At 69.6% G+C, this 6,994-nt stretch carries 9 protein-coding genes and 1 pseudogene; 3 read left to right on the forward strand and 7 right to left on the reverse strand.

What is annotated here, in order from left to right; all coding sequences use genetic code 11:
• The 3 genes from RDU12_RS10395 to RDU12_RS10405 all read left to right on the forward strand — a co-directional run.
• Positions 1 to 377, forward strand: a 377-nt coding sequence (locus tag RDU12_RS10395; protein WP_308684576.1) for a universal stress protein, incomplete at its 5' end; no start/stop codon positions are given.
• 16 nt (positions 378 to 393) lie between these two features.
• Complete coding sequence (locus RDU12_RS10400; RefSeq protein WP_300292594.1) at positions 394 to 762, forward strand: hypothetical protein; 369 nt, start codon at positions 394 to 396, stop codon at positions 760 to 762.
• A 3-nt stretch (positions 763 to 765) separates the two neighbouring features.
• Positions 766 to 1,338, forward strand: coding sequence for an NAD(P)H-dependent oxidoreductase (locus RDU12_RS10405; RefSeq protein WP_308684577.1), 573 nt, complete (start codon positions 766 to 768; stop codon positions 1,336 to 1,338).
• 19 nt (positions 1,339 to 1,357) lie between these two features.
• Here RDU12_RS10405 and ccoS read toward each other — a convergent pair whose 3' ends face one another.
• The 7 genes and pseudogenes from ccoS to RDU12_RS10440 form a co-directional block, all read right to left on the reverse strand.
• On the reverse strand, positions 1,358 to 1,564 hold the full coding sequence (gene ccoS / locus RDU12_RS10410) for a cbb3-type cytochrome oxidase assembly protein CcoS (protein ID WP_308684578.1): 207 nt from the start codon (positions 1,562 to 1,564) through the stop codon (positions 1,358 to 1,360).
• Positions 1,561 to 3,699: a heavy metal translocating P-type ATPase gene (locus tag RDU12_RS10415; protein WP_308684580.1), complete on the reverse strand. Its 2,139-nt coding sequence runs from the start codon at positions 3,697 to 3,699 to the stop codon at positions 1,561 to 1,563. Before RDU12_RS10415 ends, ccoS begins: the two co-directional genes overlap by 4 nt.
• Before the next feature lie 26 nt (positions 3,700 to 3,725).
• Positions 3,726 to 4,214 (reverse strand): FixH family protein, encoded by a 489-nt coding sequence (locus RDU12_RS10420; protein ID WP_300290066.1) that lies wholly within the window; start codon positions 4,212 to 4,214, stop codon positions 3,726 to 3,728.
• Positions 4,211 to 5,701 (reverse strand): cytochrome c oxidase accessory protein CcoG, encoded by a 1,491-nt coding sequence (gene ccoG, locus RDU12_RS10425; protein WP_308684579.1) that lies wholly within the window; start codon positions 5,699 to 5,701, stop codon positions 4,211 to 4,213. Before ccoG ends, RDU12_RS10420 begins: the two co-directional genes overlap by 4 nt.
• On the reverse strand, positions 5,698 to 6,612 hold the full coding sequence (ccoP, locus tag RDU12_RS10430) for a cytochrome-c oxidase, cbb3-type subunit III (RefSeq protein ID WP_300290063.1): 915 nt from the start codon (positions 6,610 to 6,612) through the stop codon (positions 5,698 to 5,700). Before ccoP ends, ccoG begins: the two co-directional genes overlap by 4 nt.
• Positions 6,605 to 6,778, reverse strand: coding sequence for a cbb3-type cytochrome c oxidase subunit 3 (locus RDU12_RS10435; protein WP_300290062.1), 174 nt, complete (start codon positions 6,776 to 6,778; stop codon positions 6,605 to 6,607). The genes ccoP and RDU12_RS10435 overlap by 8 nt, the downstream gene beginning before the upstream one ends.
• Positions 6,775 to 6,994, reverse strand: a pseudogene (locus RDU12_RS10440) (cytochrome-c oxidase, cbb3-type subunit II); the annotation flags it as partial. The gene RDU12_RS10435 and the pseudogene RDU12_RS10440, both read right to left, overlap by 4 nt.

Raw genomic sequence — 6,994 nt, forward strand, 5'->3', positions numbered from 1 at the left:
GCTGGCCTGCGGTGATCGCGTGGAACGACAGCCGCGAGGCGCGCCGGGCCGTCGCGGCCGCCCTGCCCCTGCTCGGGAAAGCCGAGCGGGTTCTGCTGCTGGGCCTGTGCACGGAAGAGGAGACCGAAGAAGCGGAGGGGGTCGCCGACGACGTCGTCCGCTACCTGGCCCGACACGAAATCGGCGCCGAGTCCTGCATCATGCTCAAGGACAGCCGTTCGACCGGAGAGGTCATCCTGGACTTCGCCCGCGAACGGAAAGCCGGGCTTATCGTCGCCGGCGGCTATGGCCATGCCCGGCTACGCCAATGGGCGCTCGGCGGCGTGACCCGCACCCTTCTGGCCGAGAGCGATCTCTGCCTGCTTCTCGCCCACTAACCTCGGAGACCTGATTGTGACCAGCCCCCTGCACCACATCCGCCTCGAACTGGCCCGTGAACCCGGCAAGCCGGCCGGCGATCCCCAGAGCGGCTATGACCTGGTCGCACCCCTGGATGCGGACGGCCGCCTCGACCCCACGGCCATGCGGGACCTGGGCGAACCCTGCCGGGTCCGACGGTTCGAAAGCAACGACACGGTGGCGACCGGCCAACTCAAACACGTCGGTCGGGATGGCTGGGTTCTCGACTTTCCGGGAGACGCAGAGGACCAGACCGGGTTCCGCTTTGGCGAAGAGCGATTTGTCCTCGGCGAATATGTCTCCGTCAGGGCTCCGGACGGCGATCAACATACCTTCCGGGTGGCCCAGCTTCGCACGTTGTAGATCATGCGTATCGGTATCATCGATGGTCATCCGGACGGCGATCCGGCGCGCTTTTGCCACGCCTTGGCCGACGCCTATGCCGATGGCGCGCGACAGGCCGGCCATGAGGTGCGGGTGTTGCGCCTCGCGGATCTGGATTTTCCGTTCCTGCAGGACCGGGCCAGCTGGGAGGCGCCGCACGCCTGTGCGGACCTCGCGACCGCCCAGGACCTGGCGGCCTGGTCGGAACACCTGATGATCGTCCACCCCCTGTGGCTGGGAGCCGCGCCGGCCCGGCTCAAGGCCCTGCTGGAGCAGATGTTCCGACCCGGCTTCGCCTTCCGACCGGGACGGAACCTGACCGGCCGGCTTGCCGGCCGGTCCGCACGGATCATCGTCACCATGGGCATGCCGGCTACGGTCTACTGCCTGTGGTTCGGCGCACACGGCCTCAAGGCGCTGAAGCGCAACATCCTCGCCTTCGTCGGCTTCCGGCCGATCCGCGACACCCTGATCGGCAATGTCGAAGGCCTGACGCCGGCGCGGCGGCAGGCGTGGCTCGCTTCGGTCGGCGCGCTCGGCGCCCGCGGCCGCTGACGCCGTCGCTTGCGACGCCTCAGGCTTTCGGACTTTTGGCCTCCGCTTCAGGCAAATCCGGCTTTGGCCCGTCCGCGGCATCGTCTTCGTCATCATCGATCAGGATGCGCGCCGCCGAGCCCTCGATGTCGTCGTACTGGCCGGAACGCAGGGTCCAGACGAACGCCCCCACGGCCACAAGACCCAGAAGCACCGAGAACGGCGCCAGCAGGAAGATGATGTTCATCGCCCGCCCCTCACCCGAAGCGCGTTGAGGGTCACCACCAGCGAGGAGCCGGACATCGCCAGGGCGGCGACGAACGGATTGACGAAGCCGAGCATGGCCGCCGGGGCGGCGACCAGATTGTAGACGGCGGCGAAGCCGAAATTCTCCAGCGCCCGGCGCCGGGACGAGCGCGCCACGTCGATCGCCTCGACCACCGCCATAAGCGCATCCTGGGTGAGCACCAGATCGGCGGCGTTCTGGCTGGCCTCCAGAGCCGAGCCGGGCGCGATGGCGGCATGGGCCCGCGCCAGGGCGGCGGCGTCATTGAGACCGTCCCCCACCATCAGCACCTTGCGGCCCTGGCCGGCGAGGTGGTCGATCGCCGCCGCCTTCTCCTCCGGCAGCAGGCCGGCGCGCCAGGCGATCCCTCCGATCCGTTCGGCGACGCCCTGCACCGCGCCCGCCTGGTCGCCGGACAGGATTTCCACCGTCAGGCCGCGCGCCCGCAAGGCCTCGACCGCCGCCACGGCGTCAGGCCTGAGCACATCCGAGAACTCAAGCCGAACCTTGGGACTGTCCTCGAAGCCGAACCACAGCTCCGTTTCGGCCGCCTGGGAGGTCGCGGCCCCCACGAACGCCGCGCGCCCCAGTCGGGCGCGCCGGCCGCCGATCAGACCCTCGACGCCCACGCCGGCGTGTTCGACGACGTCGTCCGCGACCGGGCCGTCTCCTGCCGCCCGGGCGATGGCGCGAGCCAGCGGATGGCGCGTCGCGCGGGCCAGCGGAGCCACCATGGCGATGAGCTCCGGCGCAGCCCCGATCAGCACCGGACGGCCTTCTGTCAGCACTCCGGTCTTGTCGAAGACCACGTGATCGACCTCCGCCAGCCGCTCCAGCGCGGCGCCCGACTTGACCAGAACACCCCGCCGGAACAGCCGCCCCGAGGCGACGATCTGCACGGCGGGCACGGCCAGACCAAGGGCGCAGGGACAGGTGACGATCAGGACCGCGACGGCCCGGATCAGGGCCTCCCGGGGGTCGAGGCCGAGGGCCCAGCCGCCGGCGAAGGTGGCCAGCGCCGCAGCATGCACCACCGGCACATAGAGGGCGGCCGCGCGATCGGCGAGTCGGACATAGCGCGAACGCGACTGGGCGCCCGCCTCGACCAGCCGGGCGATGGCCGCCAGCGTGGAATCTTCGGACCGGGCGCGGGCGCGCAAGGTCAGCAGGCCGGCGGTGTTGACGGCGCCGGCGCGGCACAGCTGGCCGGGCCTGACCCGCTCGGGGGCGCTCTCGCCGGTCAGCAGGCTGTTGTCGAGTAGCGCCTCGCCGTGTTCCAGGGTCGCGTCGACCGGAATGCGGTCGCCGGGTCGCACGCGCAGGATGTCGCCCGGCCGCAGATCGCCGAGCGGAACCGATCGTTCGCGGCCCTGCCCGTCGACGACGCAGGCGGCGGGCGCCTGAAGGGCCAGCAGGTCGCCGGCGGCGCTGCGCGCCCTGGCCCGCAGCACATGGTCGAGCCACCGGCCGATCAGCAGCAGGAACAGCAGCGAGACGGCGGCGTCGAAATAGGCGTCGCGGCCGTTGAGAATGGTCTCGGAGAAGCTGATCGCCAGGGTCAGAATCACCCCGACCGAGATCGGCACGTCCATATTGGCCCGGCCGGCGCGCAGCGATCGCCAGGCCGACTGGAAGAAGGGCATGCCGGCGAAGATGGCGCAGGGCGCGCCGACGATGGCCGACATCCACATCATCAGGGAGCGGGTGGCCGGGCCCAGCTCCTGGTCGAACAGTCCGGCCCAGATCGGGACCGAGAACATCATGGCGTTCATGGCGCCGAAACCGGCGACGGCGAGCGCCAGGATCAGCCGCCGTCCTTCGCGGTCGCGCTGGATCAGGGCGGCGCCCGGATCGAACGGGGTCGCCGGATAGCCGAGCCGGTCCAAGGCCGAAATGATCCGGCCCGGGTCGACGTTGGCGCTGGTCAGGCCGATGGCGAGGCGCCCGGTCGAGAGATTCAGACGGACCGAGTCGACTCCGGGCAGGCGCGACACTTCCCGCTCGATCTTCGAAATGCATCCGGCGCAACGCGCGCCCGTCACCAGCAGGTCGAGACGGGCGCGGCCGTCGTCCTGTCGGCGCAGGAAGGCCGACATGTCCGGCGCGGTCGCCGCCTCGAAGGTCACGGCCACGTCAGCCTCCGCTCGGCGATGAAGCTGCGGCCCGCGGCGTCCACCGCCTCGATCCGGGCGTCCCAGGCGCCGGACAGGGCGCGGTCGACGCCGTACTGGCCGGGCGCCTCTTCCCTGAGGACGACCTCGGCGCGACCCTGTTCGGTCGCGGGCCGCTGCAGCGTGGCCGAGACCTTGAGTCCGGTCAGCGGGCGACCCTCGCGGTCCTGCATCAGCACGTCCAGGCCGTTCGCTCGGGCCTCGGCCCCCGCGCGCCAGCCCAGGGCGTCCTGGACGCGGAGCCGCTCCAGTTCCGCGTTGTAGATCAGGCCCGCCTCATAGGGCCGGGGAGCCACCTGGCCGGGATGGGTGCGGTAGGCCGTCACCAGAAAGGCGGCGTCGACGCCGACCACCAGGGCGAAGAAGGCCACGACGCCCGCAGCGACGTGCCAACCCTTGACGACGAACGGCGGCTTCGCCGGCCTGGCCCGGACGTTCATTGCGGCTGGCTCCCATAGTCGAAGGCGGTCGGGACGGTCATCGTTTCGCCGCCCAGACGGATTTCGAACGCGGCGTCCTGGCTGCCCTCGCCGACCTGATCTGCCGGAGCCGTGACGAAGATGCGCAGCGGGGTCACCCGATTGGGCTCGACCTCGACACGGAGCGGATCGGCGTCGGGCTGCCCGGGAATTCTCAACTCCGCCCCGGGAACGCCGGCGTAACGGATCTCCACGTCGGCGGCCTCGAACCCGTGATTGGCGATCTTCAGGGTGTAGCCGTTGCGCACCGCTCCATCGCTCAGCCGCACATAGGCCGGGTTGCGGTCCCGGAGGGCGTGCGCGCCCAGTTGCTCGCGGGTGCTGAAGCCCCAGATCATCAGGCCGCCGACCAGCAACAGCGCCAGGCCGTAGTAGAGGGTGCGGGGCCGGATCAGCTTGTGCTCGGGCTTCTGTCCGCAGTTCCGCGCCGCGACCGCCGCGTCGGTGTCATAGGCGATCAGCCCGCGGGGCCGGCCGACCTTGTCCATGATCTCGTTGCAGGCGTCGATGCACAGGCCGCAGTTGATGCACTCCAGCTGCGCCCCGTCGCGGATGTCGATGCCCATCGGGCAGACCACCACGCACTGGTTGCAGTCGATGCAGTCGCCGCGCCCTTCCCAGGACTCGGTCTTCTTGTGCGGACCCCGGGGCTCGCCGCGATCGTAGCGGTAGGTGACCTGGAACGACTGGTCGTCCAGCATCGCCCCCTGGATGCGCGGCCAGGGGCACATATAGGTGCAGACCTGCTCGCGCATGTGGCCGGCGAAGATGTAGGTGGTGAAGGTCAGGATGGCGCACGACACATAGGCCGTCATCGGCGCCGTCCCGACCCAGAAGGTGCGGATCAGGTCAGGCGCGTCGTGGAAATAGAAGATCCACGCCCCGCCAGTGCCGAAGGCGACGCCGATCCAGACCAGGTGCTTGCCGGTCTTGCGCCACAGCTTGTTGAACGACATCGGCGCGGCGTCCAGCCGCATGCGCGCGTTGCGGTCGCCCTCGAACATCCGCTCGATGTAGATGTAGAGGTCGGTCCAGACCGTCTGCGGGCAGGTGTATCCGCACCACAGCCGCCCGAAGAGGGCGGTGACGAGGAACAGGGCCAGGGCCGAGATCACCAGCAGGCCGGTGATGAAATACACCTCCTGCGGCCACAGCTGGATCATGAAGAAGTAGAAGCGCCCGCCGTCGAAATCGACCAGCACGGCCTGGTCCGGCAGGGCGCCGGGCCGGTCCCACCGGATCCAGGGCGTGATGTAGTAGATCGCCAGCGTCGCGATCAGCAGGGCCCATTTGATCCAGCGCCACTGGCCGTGGACCAGCTTCGGATAGATCGGCACGCGCGCCTGGTAGAGGCCCTTCGGCCGCTTCTTCTCTCGCTGGCGTTCAGCGACCGAGACCGGCCCCTCCGTCGCCGGGCGCTCGCGGGTCCGGTCGATGATGATGGTCATGGCGTGGCGGCTTCACTCGCGGCAGGAGCCGGCGTGGCGGGGGCCTCGCCGCCGCCGGCGTTGACATGGACATAGACGGCCAGCGCCTTGATCACGGCGGGTGAGAAGCGGCCCTCCCACGACGGCATGACCCCGTTGCGGCCGTTGTGAATCTGGCCGCGGATGGATTCACGATCTGACCCGTACAGCCACTCGCGATCGGTCAGGTTCGGCGCGCCTTGCGCCCGGTCGCCCTGACCGTTGGGCATATGGCAGGCGACGCAGTTGTCGGCGTAGAGCTGCCGGGCGCGGCCGACGCTGGCGGCGTCCGCCTGGCGTCCGGACAAGGCCACGACGTATTCCGCCAGGTCCGCGATCTGCGCGTTGGTCAGCATGCCGTCACGGCCGAACGCCGGCATCATCGAAATCCGCGTCTCCGGGTGAGCCGAGCGGACGCCGATGCGGATCGTCTGTTCGATCTCGGCCAGCGAGCCCCCCCACAGCCAGACGTCGTCGCGCAGGTTGGGATAGCCCTTCGCCCCGCCGCCGCCGACGCCGTGACAGGTGGCGCAGTTGTCGCCGAAGACCGACTGACCGACCGCGAGGGCGTGGGCCTGCAGGTCCGGGTTCGCCTCGATCTGGTCAAGGGACGCCGACATCAGCAGGGCCTCTCCCTGGCTGCGTTGCGCCTGCAGGGCGTTCAGCTGCTCGACCACGTCGACGCGGTCGGACTGTTTCATCAGTCCTGGCGTGTAACCCTTGAGACCCGGCCAGGCGGGCATCAGGATCCAGTAGATCACCGCCACCACGATCGAGCCGTAGAAGACCCACAGCCACCAGCGCGGCAGCGGGTTGTCCAGCTCCTTGATGCCGTCCCACTCATGTCCGGTCGTCTCGACGCCGGAGTGTTCGTCGCGCTCGCGTTCAGACATGCTCGTCCTCGTCCTTTTCGAGCGGCAGGTGGGAGAGACGGCGGAAGGTCTCGCGGTGTTTCGGCCACAGGGCGTAGATCAGCCCGGCGATGAAGACGGCGCCGAAATAGAGGGTGCCGCCCTGCTGGGCGAACCGCGCCACGGTTTCGTAGTCGAGCCCGCTCATCGCATGTTGTCCGGGTCTTCGGCCTGGTAGGTCCGGAAATCGACCTGGGTGCCGAGTTGCTGCAGATAGGCGATCAGGGCGTCCATCTTGGTCAGACGCGCCGGGTCGCCGTCGAAATCGCCCTGGGCGATCCGGGGGCCGTAGCGGCCGCGCAGCGCCGAGGTCTCGCTGGCGTACGGATCGACTTGGGCGTTGAGGTCAGCCTCGGCGTTCTCG

The sequence above is a fragment of the Brevundimonas sp. genome (genome assembly GCF_031082345.1).
Taxonomy (GTDB): domain Bacteria; phylum Pseudomonadota; class Alphaproteobacteria; order Caulobacterales; family Caulobacteraceae; genus Brevundimonas.